Genomic DNA, 15,002 nt, shown 5'->3' on the forward strand with positions numbered 1-15,002 from the left:
GAATAGAAAAAGCGCAAAAGCGCACCGTGGTAGGCCTGCCACGGTGCGCTTTTTGTAAAAAAGCCCCGGCGCGTCCCAAAATCGGTATGCGCCGGGGTATAGTGGATGTCTCAGCTCCGGGGGTGACTGGAAAAGCCCTGATCGCCGCCTACGTTGTAAAGTCCGTAGAAGGGAAGCATTTCCTCAATGGTGTCGCCATAGCCGCGGGCCCAGCTGAGGTAGCCCTCGGGCAGCTCCTTTACCGGCGTTCCCGGCAGGTAGAACAAAAGCTCCTTGGCATCGTCCAGACCGTAGGGCTCGCTGTAAAGATACTTGATTCCGTCCTGAATTTCCTCTGTGCCGGGTTCCTTGGACAGGGTGAGGTCCTGAATCTCAACGGAATAGGTGTACTCGTCCACTTTTTTCGGCGCTGTAAAGGTTCCTGTAAACTCGGAGATGTAGCAGGTGCCGTCGGGAAAATCGGCTCCCGCGCTCCCAAGGTCAGAGTCGGTGTATACCCCCTCGAAGGAGCCATCGTCCGCCACGTACAGCACCGTGCGCCATCCGCCCGCGCCGCTTCCAAACCAAAATTCCAGCTCTGAAATATCAGAGAAGGAAAATTCTTCTGTCTGTGCACCCGGCTCTGTCCCCGAAGAGGAGGAAGCGGACGCCTCCGCGCCCGAGGAAGGGGAGCCTGCGCTGCTGCCAACCGGCGAGGACGGTTCGCCGGAGCCTCCACAGCCCGCCAAAAGGCTGAGGGTCAGCAGTGCCGTCGTGAAAAGCAATTGAGTTCTTCCGTGTCTCATAGTAGTTTCCGCCTTTACTGAATTGTTTTTTATAATCTGCGCGTTTCTTTTGCGTCCGTCTTACAAGCCATGAAATAGTAATTGTTTTGATTGAATTGAAAGGTTCCCAGCTGGGTCAGAGAAACCTTTTTGGTGTGGGCGGCATAGGAACGGTGGTTGATCTGATTGATAAAGGTCACCATCACATGGTATCGGTCCTTCATACCGGACAGCGACGCGTGGAATAGCTGCTCAAACAGTCCTGTACCGCGCACGGCTTTGTCAAGGCATGCGGGACCGTACTGATAGGAGTTTTCCACCGACAAGGTCCGCCCATTCAGCGAATAGAGAGGCAACTGCCCGATCATGTGGGTGAACAGGGGCCACTGGGCCCAAAAGTCCCAGGAAGCGGCAGTGGCGTATGCCATCACCTTTCCCGCATCATCCTTGGCCACGGTCACGCCCCGCTGCTCCGTGATCAGTGCCTTAAGCTGCTCCGGTGTAAAATTTGTGGTGACAAAGCCGTCCGGTCGGTCCTCCGGATGGATAAGGTCTGTGTGATACGCACGATGCAAGGCTACGATTCCGTCATAGTCCTCCATGGTTGCCCGTGAAATACGCATGAAGCCCCCCTCCAAACCTTCTTAACAATCGAGATACCGAGGATAGTATAGCACACATTGGCCTATGGTGAAACATAATTATTGCCTGCCGCCGGTGGCTTTTTCCGCTGCGGCGGAGCGACTTTCCCGCAGAATTGCAACTCTGTTTCTTTTAATTATTTTTGTAGATATTTTGTTACTGTTGTACTTCGAGGCATCCAAAATTATCCAGTCATTTTAGGGAGTTTTTGGGAGAAAGTGGGGACACTACTTGCCCAAATGCCACATAAACTTGACAAGGGTGGGAAAGTGGAGTATACTAGGCCCAGTTTTTCATTTGGTAACAAAAAGTTACAAAGTGTTTTCCGCGAAACGGGAAGACGTATAAACGTTTTCCAAATCGGGGAAAATTCGGAATGGAAACGATTCTCAGGAGGTATTGTTTTGAATATGCAACTGCTTTCCCGTGCGAAAAGCGCGGCTGGACGGCTGATCTCGTTTGTCACTGTGACGGCGCTGGTTCTGACCGTCTGTTGGTTCACCGCGGAACGGGCTTCCGCGCTGTATATCCTCACCGACGAGGAGGACGCCACCATTGTTCTGGAGGCGGGCGCCGACGTGGCGGACTTTTCCTCTCAGATGGTGTATATCGGCACGAACGCCGCCGGCTTTGAGCTGACGCTGGCCGCCGGCTGGCCCGTGACGGTGCTTTACGACGGAGCTTCCGTCTCCACCACTTCCCGTCAGGAAACCGTTTCGCAGCTTCTTGACCGGGTTCACACCGTTCCCGGGCCGCTGGAGATGGTGGCCGTGGATTTGAAGGACGCGGGGCTGACGCTGACGGTGTCCTCAGAGCTGACCCACTACGAGCGGGTGGCAGAGGATGTTTCGTACCAGACCGTGGAGGTAGATGATTCCACGCTGGCGGCCGGAACCCGGAAGGTGGTCCAGTCCGGCGCGGACGGAATCCGCACCGCGGTGTATGAGGTGACGTATTCCGGCGGCGAGCGGGTTTCCCGCCAGTTGGTGTCGGAGGAGTCCACCGCCGTGGACGAGGTGGTTCATGTGGGTGTGGCCCCCGCTGCGGGGGGACCCGGCAATGCTGACCCTGTGGTGAATATTGAGAAAAACGCCGACGGAAGCGGCACCCTGACCTTTGCCTCCGGTGCCGTCTCCAGCTTTTCCGCGGTCAAGTCCATGACCGCAACGGCTTATACCAGCGGCTACGGCGGAGCGGACACCTGCACCGCCACCGGCACCTTTGTACGGGTGGGCGTGGTGGCTGTTGACCGGAAGGTGATCCCTCTGGGAACGCGTCTGTATATTGTCACCGCCGACGGCAGGGTGAACTACGGCATGGCCGTGGCTGAGGATACGGGCGTTCGCGGCAACACCGTGGACCTGTATTTCGACACCTATCAGCAGTGTATTGAGTTTGGCCGCCGCGCGGCCACGGTGTACGTGCTGGACTAACGGCTCTTTAAGGAGAATAAATGTGCCCGCCTCGCCAAAAACCGGCGAGGCGGGCGCGTTGCGTTTCGTGGAGGGGAAGTTCCGCCGACAAAAAGCGACAGAAGTTGCCATTTTTTTTAGACAGGGACTTTTAAAAAGCAAAAAGCCATGTTATAATGGCTCAGAAACAGACGCGATATGGAGATTTATTCGCTTTTTTATCCCTTTCCCGGGCAGATGGGAACAGACTGCGCCGCATTGGCGCACAGTCCGGTCAGGTGAAAAAGTGCCGCCGTTGAAAGAATCTTGCGCTTGGGAGCGCGTTGGCTTTCAAGAAAAGGCGGATTGATTAAGATGTGTGTAGATTCCAGAGCGGCGTGCCCTTTAGCGGGCGCGCGGCGCGGGAAGGAGGGCCGGATGAAGCAATTGGCACAGGGAGCCGTTGTTGACAGCGATTTGGCGGAGGAGCAGTTCCACGGCAAGACGTTGAATTTTCCCGGAGAGATGAGAGCGGCGGAGTTGGTCGGCGACAGTGTCGATTTGGACTTGGAAGAAGGCGTTTCTCCGGCGGAGGAAGCAGAAAACGAATCGACGGCGGACAGCGTTCCGCAGGATCAGTCGTATGCCATTATAGAAGAGGTCATTCCCGAAGCAGAGGCGTTGTCCGAAGCGGAAAGCAATCCCGCAACGGAGGAGCCTGCCGACGATCTACCCGAAGAGGGTAAGGCGGCGGATGAAGAGCCCGAATCTGAACCCGATGAAGCGCCTCGGGGAGAAGAGGCGTTTTCCCTGGTGGAGCAAACGGACGCGGAAGGGGCTTTGACCAAGAGAGAGCCGTATTTCGGCAGCGTCAGATTCTTTAAAAACATGATTTTGGCGGCAGTGATCGTTGCCATTGCGATTCCTTCTGCGCTGGCAGTTTCCTTCTGGAGAAGCGGGCAGACAACACTGGCGGAGGTGGAAGGTCAGAAGGAGGCCCTCAGTGCGTCTCTGGCGGAGCTTCAGACTCAATACGATCAGATGGCGGAGGAGAAGCTTGCGCAGGAGCGTATCTGGGCGGGTTCGGTGGCGGACCGGGTGGTAAAGTCCGACCCGCTGTATTATCAGGAGTTGTACCCCGATTTTTACGTGACCGAGCCCCTTGGTCCGGCGGTGCAGGACGACGGCACCATGTACCTTACTTTTGACGATGGCCCCTCCTCCAACACGCCGCTGCTGCTGACGGTTCTGCGGAACAAGAATGTGAAGGCCACGTTTTTTGTGGTGGGCGGTGGCACGGAGAAGCAGCGCCAGTGGATGCGGGACATTGTAAGCGAGGGCCACACGCTGGCGATGCACAGCTATACCCACCGGTATCACGAGATTTACGCGTCGGTAGAGGCGTTTCTCGATGATTTCTATAAGCAATTTACGGCCATTAAGGAAGCCACCGGTCAGGCGCCCACGATTTTCAGGTTTCCCGGCGGCAGCGTGAACGCCTATAATTACCCGGTGTACCGGGAAATCGTGGCAGAGATGCTGCGCAGAGGGTTTGTGTTCTACGACTGGAATCTGTCCAGCGGGGACGCGTCCTCCAATTACATATCGCCCAAGAAAATTACCTCCAATATTCTGGACAATGCTCCGGCATTTTCCCGGGGAATCGTGCTCATGCACGACGCACCCAGCAAGGACAGTACAGTGGAATCCCTTGCCGGGGTGATCGACGGTCTGCGGGATCAGGGCTTTACCCTTGCCCCTCTCTCCCGGGAGGTGCGCCCGATGCTGTTCAATTACACCGACTATCAGCCCGACTGAAAATCGTCCGCGCATGAAAGGTGACAAACGCTGAACGAAACAGCGAAAAAAGCCTTTGGCCAGGGCAGCGCCAGAGCAGAGAAAGGAATTTGAATGCAGATGAAAAAGGATAATTTCAGTAAGGCCATGAACGAGATGTTCGGAGTTGGCGGAGACGGCAGAGCCGAGGCTCCCGCTGCGGAGCCGGTGATGGCGGCCCCGTCAGAGCCCTATGTGTCCGACGAGCTGTTTGCCCCTGCGGAGACGGCTGCGCCCGAGATCGGCTTTGCTGCGCCTCCCGCGCCGGAGCCGATTGTGCCGGAACCGTCCGCGCCGGACCCCTTTGCCGCCGCTGTGCCCTATACCACGGAGCCGTCCTATACCAGAGCGATGCCCTCCTCCGCGCCCGTGCAGAAGACCATTCTGGCGGCGGGGACTACCTTTGTGGGCAACATGACCGCGCAGGGTGATGTGGATATGGACTGCGAGTTTCAGGGCGACATCCGCGCCAACGGCACCGTGACCATCCGCACCAAGCTGGCGGGCGATTTGAGCGCGCGGGTGGCAGAGCTGGTTTCCTGCGAGGTGCAGGGCGATGTGCACGCCGACGAAAGCGTTCGGATTGACAGCAATTCCAAGGTCATTGGCAATATTACCGGCAAGGATTTGAACTGCTCCGGGAGCATTCAGGGCAACGTGCAGGTCAGCGGCCATGTGCAGGTCAGCGGCAGCGCCTATATTGAGGGCGATTTGGAGGCGGCCAGCATTTCCATTGAAAACGGTGCGGGCATCAGCGGACAGATGCAGGTTCTGCCCCGCAGAGTTCAGTAACAGGTATTAAAAAAGGCCGCGGTGTAACGGCGTAGGCAAGGGGACCGCCTTTGGCGGTTCCCTTGCGCTCTTGCGACAGGAGAGAAAACTTTGGACACATTGCGCGGGAACCCATTTGCGTATAGTTTGTCGCTGGGGCGGAAAACTTTTGCAAGGCTCCTTTTGCGTGGTTGCGGGCTGTGTCCCGCAGAAAGGCGGAACTTTTTGAATCTTTGTGAGCTGAACGATCTGCGGGACCTGCTGGGACGGCACGGCTTCCGTTTCTCAAAATCCATGGGCCAGAATTTCCTGATTGACCCCGCCGTTCCGCAGGAAATTGCGGATTCCTCCGGCGCGTCCCCGGAGTGGGGCGTTTTGGAGATTGGCCCCGGTGTGGGGCCGCTGACGGTGGAGCTGGCCAAAAGGGCCGGAAAGGTGGTGACCGTGGAGCTGGACCGGTCGCTTTTGCCGGTGCTGAAGGAGACGCTGGCGCCCTATCCCAATGCGGAGGTTGTCTCCGGGGACGTGATGAAGCTGGAGCTGGGCGCTTTGTTTCGGGAAAAGTTCGGCGGCTTGCCGGTGATGGCCTGCGCCAATCTGCCCTATAACATCACTACGCCGGTTCTGACAAAATTCGTGGAGACAAAGGAAATCCGCCAGTTTACCGTGATGATTCAGCGGGAGGTGGCAAAAAGAATCTGCGCCCCGCCGGGGGAGAGGGAAGGAAGCTCTTTTTCCCTGTTTTTGCAGTACTATATGGAGCCGGAATATCTTTTTTCCGTAGAACCTGAAAAATTCTATCCCGCGCCCAAGGTGACCTCTGCGGTGGTGCGCTGCGTCCGACGGGAAAAGCCACCGGTGGAGACGGAGGACGAGGCGCTGCTGCTGCGCCTGATGCGAGGGGCGTTTGCCCTGCGGCGAAAGACGCTGGCCAACAGTCTGGCCTCCGCGCTGGGGCGGCCCAAGGAGGAGCTTTTGGACGCTATCCGTGGGGCGGGACTCTCCGAAACCGTTCGTGGCGAGCAGTTGACGTTTCAGGATTTTGCCGCGCTGTGCGCGCGGCTGACGGGCTGACGGGCGGATATCGCACCGACGGAGTGCGTCTTGTGATATTCGGGGCCTGCGTGTCAGCCTCATGGGCCTGCCGGAGACATACGCGGTCTGTGCCGATGGTCGCTTCGCGGATTGCCTGCTTTTGGGGGTCTGAGACACCCATACCGTAAAAACAACGCCCCCGACGGAAGAGACTATCTTCCGCCGGGGACGTTTTCTTAAGAATTTCGGCAGGGGGGAGCGGGACGGGGCAAGCAAAACCGTTGTCAGTCCCGCTGGGGGAATTTTTTGCACAGGCCGTCAAGCTCTGCGATCAGGGTGCTCAGCTCCGCCTCGGTCATCACGCAGTCCACGTCGGCACAGTCGATGTCCTCCATGGTGTTTTGCAGGAGAAAGGAGACGTTCACGATATAGCGTCCCTCATCGTCCCTGTACGCGGCAAAGAGAAAGACCGGCTCAATAAATTCACTGTCCCAGCGGTCGCGGATGCCGGAGCGCAGGACCTTCAGTCCGGCGGTCAGCTCTTGCAGCTCGCTGGTGGATAAACAGCTGCTGGATTCCCGAATAACACGGCCGTCGTCATGGGTGTAGTTGGCCCGCAGAACCAGCCAGTTGCGGTCCTCCGCCGACGAACCAGCAGAGGAAGAAAATTCGTAGCTGACGATTTCCAGCTTCAGGCTGACAGTTTCGTTTTGAAAAAGCATTCTTATCTCCGTTCTATTCTTATACGGCGCTGTGGTGCAGAGCGTAAAACTCGTCGTAATCCTTCAGCATGGACCGGAGCAGCGCGGGCGTGTCCAGTTCATAGGGGCAGCGGCTTTTGCACGCGTTGCAGTGGATACAGTCCTCAATTTTGTGCATTTTGGCGTGCCACTCGTCACTCATGTAGGGCTGATAGGGTGCGCGGCGCAGCAGCATAGCCATCCTGGCGGCTTGGGGAATATCAATCCCGGCGGCACAGGGGAGGCAATAGCCGCAGCTTCGGCAGAAGTTATGGGCAAGTTCCGCTCGGTCTTTATCAATGACCGCCTGAAGCTCTGGGGTCATCTTCTGCTTCTTTTCCGTCAGATCCAGCCACTGGTCCAGCTCCCACTCATGCTGAATCCCCCAGATGGGGACCACGTTGTCATAGCCCTGCATAAACGCAAAGCAGGCGGCAGCGTTATTCAGCATCCCGCCGGACAGGCCTTTCATGGCGATAAAGCCCATATCGGCTGCTTTGCAGCGGGCTGTGAGGTCGATGTCCTTGTCGGAGGACAAATAGCAGAAGGGGAACTGCATCGTCTCAAAATTCCCGGAATCCACGGCGGCAAGGGCCACGTTCAGCCGATGGTTTGTGATGCCGATGTGGCGGACATAGCCCTTTTGCTTTGCTTCCAGCGCGGCGGCAAAGGGACCGTCAGGGTCGTTGATGTCCGGAAGCTGGGCCGGGTTGTGAAACTGGAACAGGTCGATGTAGTCCGTTTTCAGGCGGCGGAGACTTTCCTCAATGTGGGCCTGCACCGTTTTCTTGTCCATGCCGCCGCTTTTGGTGGAGATGACAATTTCGTGCCGCACGTCGCCCAGCGCCTCGCCCAGCTTTTCCTCACTGTCGGTATAGGCGTTGGCGGTGTCAAAATAGTTGATCCCCGCGTCAAAGGCGCGGCGCAGCAGCGCCGCTGCGTCGCCGTGGCTGATGCGCTGAACCGGCAGTGCGCCGAAGGCGGTTTTTGTGACCAGCAGCTCCGTCCTGCCCAGGCGGACCTTTTCAATTTCCATGGACGTTTCCTCCCCGTTTGTGCGATTTACGAAAGTTCGCCGATGCTAAATTTTATTGTAAACCATCGAGAGACGGTTTGCAAGAGGGCCGGGAATTTCGGCACGCTTTCCGTCGGGGAAAAATCGCTTGGGGCGGTTTTCGCCCTGCCGTGCCGGTGTATTTTATAGGAGGACGGGGTAAGCTGAATCACGAAAATACCCGTTTGACGAAGCGGGCGGGATGTGCTATGATGCAGGCATGAATGAACATTTGAAATTAAAACTGACTGTCAGATTATATTCCGATGACGACGAGCGGGGCTTTGGGCCGGGAATTGCCACGCTGCTCCACCGGGTGGAGGAGTACCGGTCCCTGCGCGCTGCCGCTGCGTCCATGGCCATGGCCTATTCCAAGGCATGGCGCATTGTGCGAACGGCGGAGTCTGTCTTCGGCTGCAAAATGCTCAGCAGTGTCACGGGCGGAAAAAATGGCGGCGGCGCGGTCCTCACCGAGGAGGCGACGGTGCTGCTGGGGGCCTACGATCAGTATTGCGCCGAGGTGCAGGGCTTTGCGGCAGAGCGGTTCAAGCGCTATTTTGCGTTTGGGCCGGAGGAAACGTGACCATTTTTTGCAGAACCTTTAGGGCGGGAGCTTATGCTCCCGCTTTTTTATTTCTCGTTGACAATAGCGATATTCGATGTTATTATTTTGAATAGCGATAATCGATATTTGGAGAGGTGGCAGGTGGATGGCCCGGGAAAAATTTCAGACACTGACGGAGCAGATGTTTTATATCCTTCTTTCCCTGCGGGAGGAACTGTGCGGCGCGGACGTGATGGCCCGCGTGGCGGAGCTGACGGACGGACGGGTGATAATCGGCCCGGGGACGCTGTATAACCTGCTGGAAAGCTTTCTGAATGCGGAGATGATTGCGGAGACGGCGGCGGAAGGCCGACGGAGAAGCTACCGGATTACGGCGGCGGGGGAACGGGCGCTGCTGGCCGAGGCCGATCGGATGGAAACACTGCTGGCGGATTACCGGAGGCTGGGCACAGGAGGGGAAAGGGTATGAGGCAGACAAAGCGGACAATGATGTGGTATGAGTTCTATCAGGACGCAAATATTGAGGAGCATCTGGAAGCCATGGCCGCCAATGGCTGGAAGCTGGAGAAGATCGGGTTTTTCTGGCACTACCGCCGGGCGGAGCCGGCACGGGTGCGCTATTCAGTGACCTATTTTTCCGAGTCCTCGGAGTTCAATCCCTCGCCCACCGAGAATGAGGAAACCCTGCGGGAATACTGCGCGGCGGCGGGGTGGGACTTTGTGGCCGGATGGCATCAAATGCTGATTTTTTCTACCTCCCGGGAGGACGCGCCGCCCCTCGAGACGGAGGGGACCGTGAAGCTGGAGGCTGTCCACCGCGCCATGAAAAAGAATTTTCTGCCCTCTGGCTTTGTGATTTTAGCACTGTTTGGTTTTAATCTTGCCATGCAGCTTCGGCTGGCGGAAAGAAACCTTCCGTCCTTTTTGGCAGATGGCGTTCAGTTGGGGGCGGCGTTGCTGATACTGCTGCTGGTGTGCCATTTAGTGTGGATTTTATGTTCTTATTTCCTGTGGTATCGGGATGCCAAACGGTCTGTGGAGCAGGGCGGTCCCTGTCCAAAGCGGCGCAGCCGCTTTGCCCGGGCGCGCCAGACAGTCCTTCTGGCGGCGGCTGCGTCCGTGGTGCTCTTTATGTATATTCCGGCGGCTGTATCGGTGGGGCGGGGCACGGTGAAGGGCCTGCTGTTTCTCCTGTGCGGATATGGATTTATGGGTGTGGTCATTCAGCTTGTGCGCAGATGGTTGAGGCACAGAGGCGTCAGTGCGTGGACCAATCGGATTGTGACAATTGTTTTGGCGTTTGTGCTGGGAACCGGAATCATAGGGGGGAGTGTGTTTTACACCCTGTGGGTACATAAAAGTGTGCAGCCCGGCGGAGAGGATACGGAAACCTACATTACGAGCTACGGAAGCGAATGGCAGCTCCGCCGCGACCCGCTTCCCTTGAAAATTGAGGATTTACAGCCGATAGAGGCGCTTCCCTGGTCCTATGAGCTGACGGAGCATTGGAGCCCGCTTGCGTCTTTGCAGGAGGGACGGCAGGTGGAGTATGAGAACTGGGAATCGCTGGACTACGAAATATTTGACGTGAAAACGGACTTTTTGTATCGGGCTTGCCTGCGGAATTATTTAGGGACAGAAGAGCTGGTCGGGCAACGCTGGCTGGAGTACAGTGCGGCGGACGAAACCCAATGGGGCGCAAGCGCGGCCTACCGCCTAAGCATTGACGGAGAGGAAATGGACACCTGGCTTCTTTGCAGGAATCGGCGCATCGTGAAAATCACCTTTGACTGGGAGCCCACTCCGGCGCAGATGGCTCTAGTGGGAAAAACGCTGCTGACAGGCGCATGAACCCTCAGACGAGGATGACGTCCGTGAATGCTGCCTGAAAAATGCGGAACAGGTGAGCGCTGAAAGCCGGGATGAGAGTACAAAGGTAACGGGGCTTATTTGCGATTGAAGGGAAGAGTCAGAAAACCGAACAGAAAAACCACGCCCCGAAGCGGTAAGCTTCGGGGCATGATTTTTCGGAATCCGTCTTTAAAATGTAGAAATCGCGTCTGGAGACAAGCTGCGATGCCGCTCTAAACCCGGATAATTGCGCTTTTTTTCGGAATGACTGTCTTTTTAGAAATCAATTTCCGCCATCACCTGCGCCGGGTCCACCTTTTCATGAATCAGCCCAACGCTGTACATCCAGTCGATGTTGGCCTGCCAGGTTTCGGCGGTCTGGCTGAGGAAGGGGGTGCTCTCCGTCTCCATCAGGGGCAGCAAAGTCTTGCAGGACTGGGTTTCCACAGAGGGGGACAAGGGGAAGTTCTCCTCATTCTGGTTGTCCAGCAGGATTTGCAGACAGCCGTCCGGGTCCGCCTGAAAATCCGCAAAGCCCTTGGCAGAGGCCCGCAGAAAGCCTGCCAAAACCTCCGGCTCGGCATCAATCATCTTGTCATTTGCCAGAAACACGGCTTCGTAATAGTTGGGAATGCCGAACTCGTTAACCATAAAATAATTGACGTCAAAGCCTTCTTCCTCCATCTGGGGGACTTCGTGGTTCACAAGGCAGCCGATGGTGGCGTCCACGTTGCCGGTGGTCATGGAGCTCATCAAATCAAAGCCCACGTTCACCAGATTTACGCGGCTAAAGTCCGCGCCGTTGGCGTCCATCAGGGCTTTGACCAGGGACTCGCTGAGGGCCGTTCCCGCATAGCCCACGGTTTTGCCCTCCAAATCCTTGGGGCTGTGGATGTTTTTATCCGCCAGAGACAAAATGATGTTCAGGGGAGACTGCACCACCGCGCCGATGGACTTGATCCCCACGCCCTGATCGGCCACCGCCTGAATCACGTCCTGCTGATAGTACAGGCCAATCTCCGCCTTGCCTGCAGCCACCAGAGACAGCGCGTCGTTTTCGTTGGAGGGGAACCGAACCTTTACATCCAGCCCCTCGTCCTTGTAGTAGCCACGCTGGATGGCTGTGTAAATAAAGGTGTGCAGGGCGTTGGGGTACCAGTCCAGCACCACGTTGATTTCCCGGAGACTGCCGGCCTCTTCGCTGCCGGATTGTCCGGCGGGCGTCTGCGTTCCGCAACCGGTGAGTACCGTCAGCGTCAGCATTGCAGCCAGAAGCAGAGCAGTAATTCTTTTCATAAAAATTCCTCGTTTCTTATTGTCCGCGCCATGTAATGACGCGTTTTTCTATCATACTAACGATTGCCACCAGCAGCATCGCAGCCACGGATAGCAGCAAGATGGGCGCAAAAACCCCAGCCCCGTCCAATTGCGTCATCATCCGGCGGCTGAAATACCCAAGGCCGCTCTGCGCGCCCAGCCATTCTCCAATGGCCGCGCCGATGACCGACAGGGGAATCGCCATTTTGATGGCGGAGAAAAAGTAGGGCAGGGCGGCAGGAAGCTTCAGTTTCCAGAAAATCTGGCGTTTGCTGGCCCCGAAGGTGAACAGCAGCTCCGTCATCTCCGTTTTTACGGACCGGAACCCGTCAAACACCGTGATGGCGATGGGGAAAAAAGTAATCAGAACCGCCACCAAAACCTTGCTCCACAGCCCGTATCCAAACCACAGCACGAACAGGGGGGCCAGCGCTGTGGTGGGGATGGTCTGGGAGGCAACGATCAGCGGATACAGCGCCTTTTCCGCGGCGGGAGACGCATCCATCAGCATGGCAAGCCCCAGTCCCAGAACGACGGAGATGCCAAGGCCCACGCCCACCACCGCCATGGTGGCGGGCAGGTGGGCGGAAAACAGCGGCCCCCGCAGCTCCCACAGCCGCACAAGTACCTGCCACGGGCTGGGCAGGATATAGGCCGCGTCCATACCCATGGCGGCGGCCTGCCAAACCATGATCAGCGCCAGTGTCAGCCCGGCGGCGGGGAGGTTTCCACGGTTTGCTTTTTTCATCCGGCGTTCCTCCTGAGCATGGAAATCAGCTCCTCCTTCAGCGCCAAAAGCTCCGGCTGACGCAGGGTTTCCATCGACCGGGGATACCCGGAGGGGACTGGGAAGGAACGCAGAGTGGTAATGGGCGTGCCCTCCGCGGCCAGAATCCGGCCGGAGAGAAACAGCGCTTCCTCCACATCGTGGGTGATGAACAGCACCGTTTTGCGCTCCCGCTCCCACTGCTCCAGCAGCCATTCCCGCATGGAAAGGCGGGTCAGATAGTCCAGCGCGGAAAATGGCTCATCCAGCAAAAGAAGCTGGGAGCCGGTGAGCACCGTCCGGGCAAAAGCCGCCCGCTGGCGCATTCCGCCAGAGAGTTCTCCGGGCATTTTTTTGCCCCAGGCTCCAAGGCCAACGGCCTCCAGTGCCCGCTCCACGCGGGCATCCATCTCCACTGTGGAAAGCCCGCCCTGTATTTCCAGCGGCAGACGCAGATTCTCCGCCACAGTGCGCCAGGGAAACAGCAAGTCCTGCTGCGGCATGTAGCCGCAGTAACGCTTTCGCCCGGCAATGCTTGCCCCGTCCACCAATATTTCGCCGCGTTCGGGGGATAGCAGTCCGTTCACCAGACGGAAAATGGTGCTTTTTCCGCAGCCAGAGGGGCCGACGACGGACACAAACTCCCCCCGGCCCACATGAAAGGAAAGCCGGTCAATGGTGGGGAAGCCGTCGGCCTCGTATTGAAAGGTCACATTTTTAAAGGTCAGCATACGCTTACGTCCTCAGCTCCCACGCCATATCCCAGAACGCGCCTTCATACCGGGAGCAGGCGATGAAAATTTCCTCCAGCCGCCGGAGCCGGGCTTCGGAATAGTCCGATGTCAGCTGCTCGGTCAGCTCGGCCAGCTTTTCATTGGCGGCGGCATAGTCGGGACTTGCATAGTTCCGGACCCATTCGCCATAAAAGGGATGCTCCGCGCAGGCGGGATTTTTTATGACCATTTCCTTGGCGATCACCTCATAGCTGAGGGCGCAGGAGAGGATCGCCGCGGCGATTTCCCCCGGGCCCTCCTCATAAGCTACCCGGAGCATGTAGGAGACGTAGGAGAGATTATCCTGCGCCATAGGCGTGCGCTCGGCTTCGTCTGGAGAAATACCCAGCCGCTCCATATAGCTTCGGTGGATATCCATTTCGCCGTCCAGAATCTGCGTTACATAGCCCGCGAACAGGCTCATGGCTGATTTCTCCCGGGATTTTGCAACGCCGAGGGCGAATACGCGGGCATAGTCCAGCAGGTACAGGTAGTCCTGCACCATGTAATGCTTGAATTTTTCCCGGTCCAGAGTGCCGTCGGCAATTCCCCGGACAAAAGGGTGGGCGTGATAGTCCGCCCATATGTCTTTCGCCGCGTCCAAAAGACGCTGCGTTTTATTCTGTTTCATTTCCCCGCCTCTTTTGCAAATTCGCCGGTCAGGCCAAAGGCGTGGTTCATGGGGCCGGAGCCTGCCCCCAGATTCAACATCGCTCCCAGCGCTTCGGAGAGGTAAGCCTTGGCCCGCTCCACCGCCTCGTCCAGCCCGTAGCCCTTCGCCAGGTTGGAGGCGATGGCGCTGGAGAGGGTGCAGCCGGTGCCGTGGGTGTTGGGATTGTCGATGCGCCTGCCGTTAAACCAGCGGGCTTCTCCGTTTCGGTACAAAAGGTCGTTTGCGTCGTTGAGCTGGTGGCCGCCCTTGCACAGCACAGCACAGCCATAGGCGTCCGAAATGGCCTTCGCGGCCCGTTCCATGTCGGCGGCGGTTTTTACCGTCATTCCGGAAAGAACCTCCGTTTCCGGGATGTTGGGCGTAAGCAGCGTTGCAAGCGGAAGCAGCAGCCGCTTCAGCGCGTCCACCGCGTCCCCACTGATGAGGCGCGCGCCGCTGGTGGACACCATCACGGGGTCCACCACAATGTTTGCAGCGTTGTACTGCCGCAGCTTCTCTGCGATGACTTGAATCAGCCCCGCGGACGAAACCATGCCGATTTTCACCGCGTCGGGCGGGATGTCGGTAAACACGCAGTCAAGCTGCTGGGCAAGAAATTCCGGGGGGACCTCGAAAATCCCCTGGACGCCGGTTGTGTTCTGGGCAGTCAGGGCCGTGACGGCGCTCATGGCGTATACGCCGTTGACGGTCATGGTTTTAATATCTGCCTGAATCCCGGCGCCTCCGCTGGAATCACTTCCAGCGATTGATAATGCTGTTTTCATAAATGAAAACTCCTTTCCACTGTCAGCACTATTTTTATGGAGCGGCAGAGAGTGGTGCCC

At 57.5% G+C, this 15,002-nt stretch carries 17 protein-coding genes; 8 read left to right on the forward strand and 9 right to left on the reverse strand.

The features are described 5' to 3' along the window. Positions 1-110: 110 nt before the first annotated feature. The gene (locus ABVS15_RS12995) at positions 111-785 is read right to left on the reverse strand and encodes a hypothetical protein (protein ID WP_369284111.1); all 675 of its coding nucleotides are present in this window, start codon (positions 783-785) and stop codon (positions 111-113) included. Between the two features lie 29 nt (positions 786-814). Next, on the reverse strand, positions 815-1,387 hold the full coding sequence (locus ABVS15_RS13000; protein WP_369284112.1) for an N-acetyltransferase family protein: 573 nt from the start codon (positions 1,385-1,387) through the stop codon (positions 815-817). A gap of 429 nt (positions 1,388-1,816) precedes the next feature. Between ABVS15_RS13000 and ABVS15_RS13005 the strand changes: the two genes are divergently transcribed. From ABVS15_RS13005 to rsmA, 5 genes are all read left to right on the forward strand, one after another. Further along, positions 1,817-2,839, forward strand: a complete 1,023-nt coding sequence (locus ABVS15_RS13005; RefSeq protein WP_369284193.1) for a G5 domain-containing protein — start codon at positions 1,817-1,819, stop codon at positions 2,837-2,839. Positions 2,840-2,861: 22 nt separating this feature from the next. Next, a complete protein-coding gene (locus tag ABVS15_RS13010) occupies positions 2,862-3,167 on the forward strand; it encodes a hypothetical protein (protein ID WP_369284113.1) in 306 nt (101 codons plus the stop codon). A gap of 68 nt (positions 3,168-3,235) precedes the next feature. Beyond that, positions 3,236-4,615 carry a polysaccharide deacetylase family protein gene (locus ABVS15_RS13015; RefSeq protein ID WP_369284114.1) on the forward strand — a complete coding sequence of 460 codons (1,380 nt, stop codon included), beginning with the start codon at positions 3,236-3,238 and terminating at the stop codon, positions 4,613-4,615. A gap of 99 nt (positions 4,616-4,714) precedes the next feature. Beyond that, on the forward strand, positions 4,715-5,425 hold the full coding sequence (locus tag ABVS15_RS13020; RefSeq protein ID WP_369284115.1) for a polymer-forming cytoskeletal protein: 711 nt from the start codon (positions 4,715-4,717) through the stop codon (positions 5,423-5,425). A 204-nt stretch (positions 5,426-5,629) separates the two neighbouring features. Continuing rightward, positions 5,630-6,478, forward strand: a complete 849-nt coding sequence (gene rsmA / locus ABVS15_RS13025; protein WP_369284116.1) for a 16S rRNA (adenine(1518)-N(6)/adenine(1519)-N(6))-dimethyltransferase RsmA — start codon at positions 5,630-5,632, stop codon at positions 6,476-6,478. A 245-nt stretch (positions 6,479-6,723) separates the two neighbouring features. Here the strand turns inward: rsmA and ABVS15_RS13030 are convergent, their stop codons facing one another. Together ABVS15_RS13030 and ABVS15_RS13035 are read right to left on the reverse strand one after the other, a co-directional pair. Beyond that, complete coding sequence (locus tag ABVS15_RS13030) at positions 6,724-7,161, reverse strand: hypothetical protein (RefSeq protein WP_369284117.1); 438 nt, start codon at positions 7,159-7,161, stop codon at positions 6,724-6,726. 19 nt (positions 7,162-7,180) lie between these two features. Next, entirely contained in the window at positions 7,181-8,215 is a 1,035-nt protein-coding gene (locus ABVS15_RS13035; RefSeq protein WP_369284118.1) for an aldo/keto reductase, read from the reverse strand. A 238-nt stretch (positions 8,216-8,453) separates the two neighbouring features. Here ABVS15_RS13035 and ABVS15_RS13040 point away from each other — a divergent pair, with 238 nt between their 5' ends. The 3 genes from ABVS15_RS13040 (at position 8,454) to ABVS15_RS13050 (ending at position 10,649) form a co-directional block, all read left to right on the forward strand. Beyond that, positions 8,454-8,816 (forward strand): winged helix-turn-helix domain-containing protein, encoded by a 363-nt coding sequence (locus ABVS15_RS13040; RefSeq protein WP_369284119.1) that lies wholly within the window; start codon positions 8,454-8,456, stop codon positions 8,814-8,816. A 127-nt stretch (positions 8,817-8,943) separates the two neighbouring features. Next, complete coding sequence (locus ABVS15_RS13045; protein ID WP_369284120.1) at positions 8,944-9,267, forward strand: PadR family transcriptional regulator; 324 nt, start codon at positions 8,944-8,946, stop codon at positions 9,265-9,267. Beyond that, positions 9,264-10,649 carry a DUF2812 domain-containing protein gene (locus tag ABVS15_RS13050; RefSeq protein WP_369284121.1) on the forward strand — a complete coding sequence of 462 codons (1,386 nt, stop codon included), beginning with the start codon at positions 9,264-9,266 and terminating at the stop codon, positions 10,647-10,649. Before ABVS15_RS13045 ends, ABVS15_RS13050 begins: the two co-directional genes overlap by 4 nt. A gap of 276 nt (positions 10,650-10,925) precedes the next feature. Here the strand turns inward: ABVS15_RS13050 and ABVS15_RS13055 are convergent, their stop codons facing one another. Genes ABVS15_RS13055 through thiD form a run of 5 tightly spaced genes read right to left on the reverse strand, consistent with a single transcriptional unit; the run spans position 10,926 to position 14,942 of the window. Further along, a complete protein-coding gene (locus tag ABVS15_RS13055; RefSeq protein ID WP_369284122.1) occupies positions 10,926-11,945 on the reverse strand; it encodes an ABC transporter substrate-binding protein in 1,020 nt (339 codons plus the stop codon). 16 nt (positions 11,946-11,961) lie between these two features. Then, the gene (locus ABVS15_RS13060) at positions 11,962-12,714 is read right to left on the reverse strand and encodes an ABC transporter permease (protein ID WP_369284123.1); all 753 of its coding nucleotides are present in this window, start codon (positions 12,712-12,714) and stop codon (positions 11,962-11,964) included. Further along, positions 12,711-13,463: an ABC transporter ATP-binding protein gene (locus tag ABVS15_RS13065; RefSeq protein WP_369284124.1), complete on the reverse strand. Its 753-nt coding sequence runs from the start codon at positions 13,461-13,463 to the stop codon at positions 12,711-12,713. Before ABVS15_RS13065 ends, ABVS15_RS13060 begins: the two co-directional genes overlap by 4 nt. Before the next feature lie 4 nt (positions 13,464-13,467). Continuing rightward, a complete protein-coding gene (gene tenA / locus ABVS15_RS13070) occupies positions 13,468-14,136 on the reverse strand; it encodes a thiaminase II (RefSeq protein ID WP_369284125.1) in 669 nt (222 codons plus the stop codon). Beyond that, positions 14,133-14,942 carry a bifunctional hydroxymethylpyrimidine kinase/phosphomethylpyrimidine kinase gene (thiD, locus tag ABVS15_RS13075; RefSeq protein WP_369284126.1) on the reverse strand — a complete coding sequence of 270 codons (810 nt, stop codon included), beginning with the start codon at positions 14,940-14,942 and terminating at the stop codon, positions 14,133-14,135. Before thiD ends, tenA begins: the two co-directional genes overlap by 4 nt. Positions 14,943-15,002: the final 60 nt, after the last annotated feature.

It is taken from the genome of Oscillibacter sp. GMB15532 (assembly GCF_041020825.1).
Classification (GTDB): domain Bacteria; phylum Bacillota; class Clostridia; order Oscillospirales; family Oscillospiraceae; genus Oscillibacter.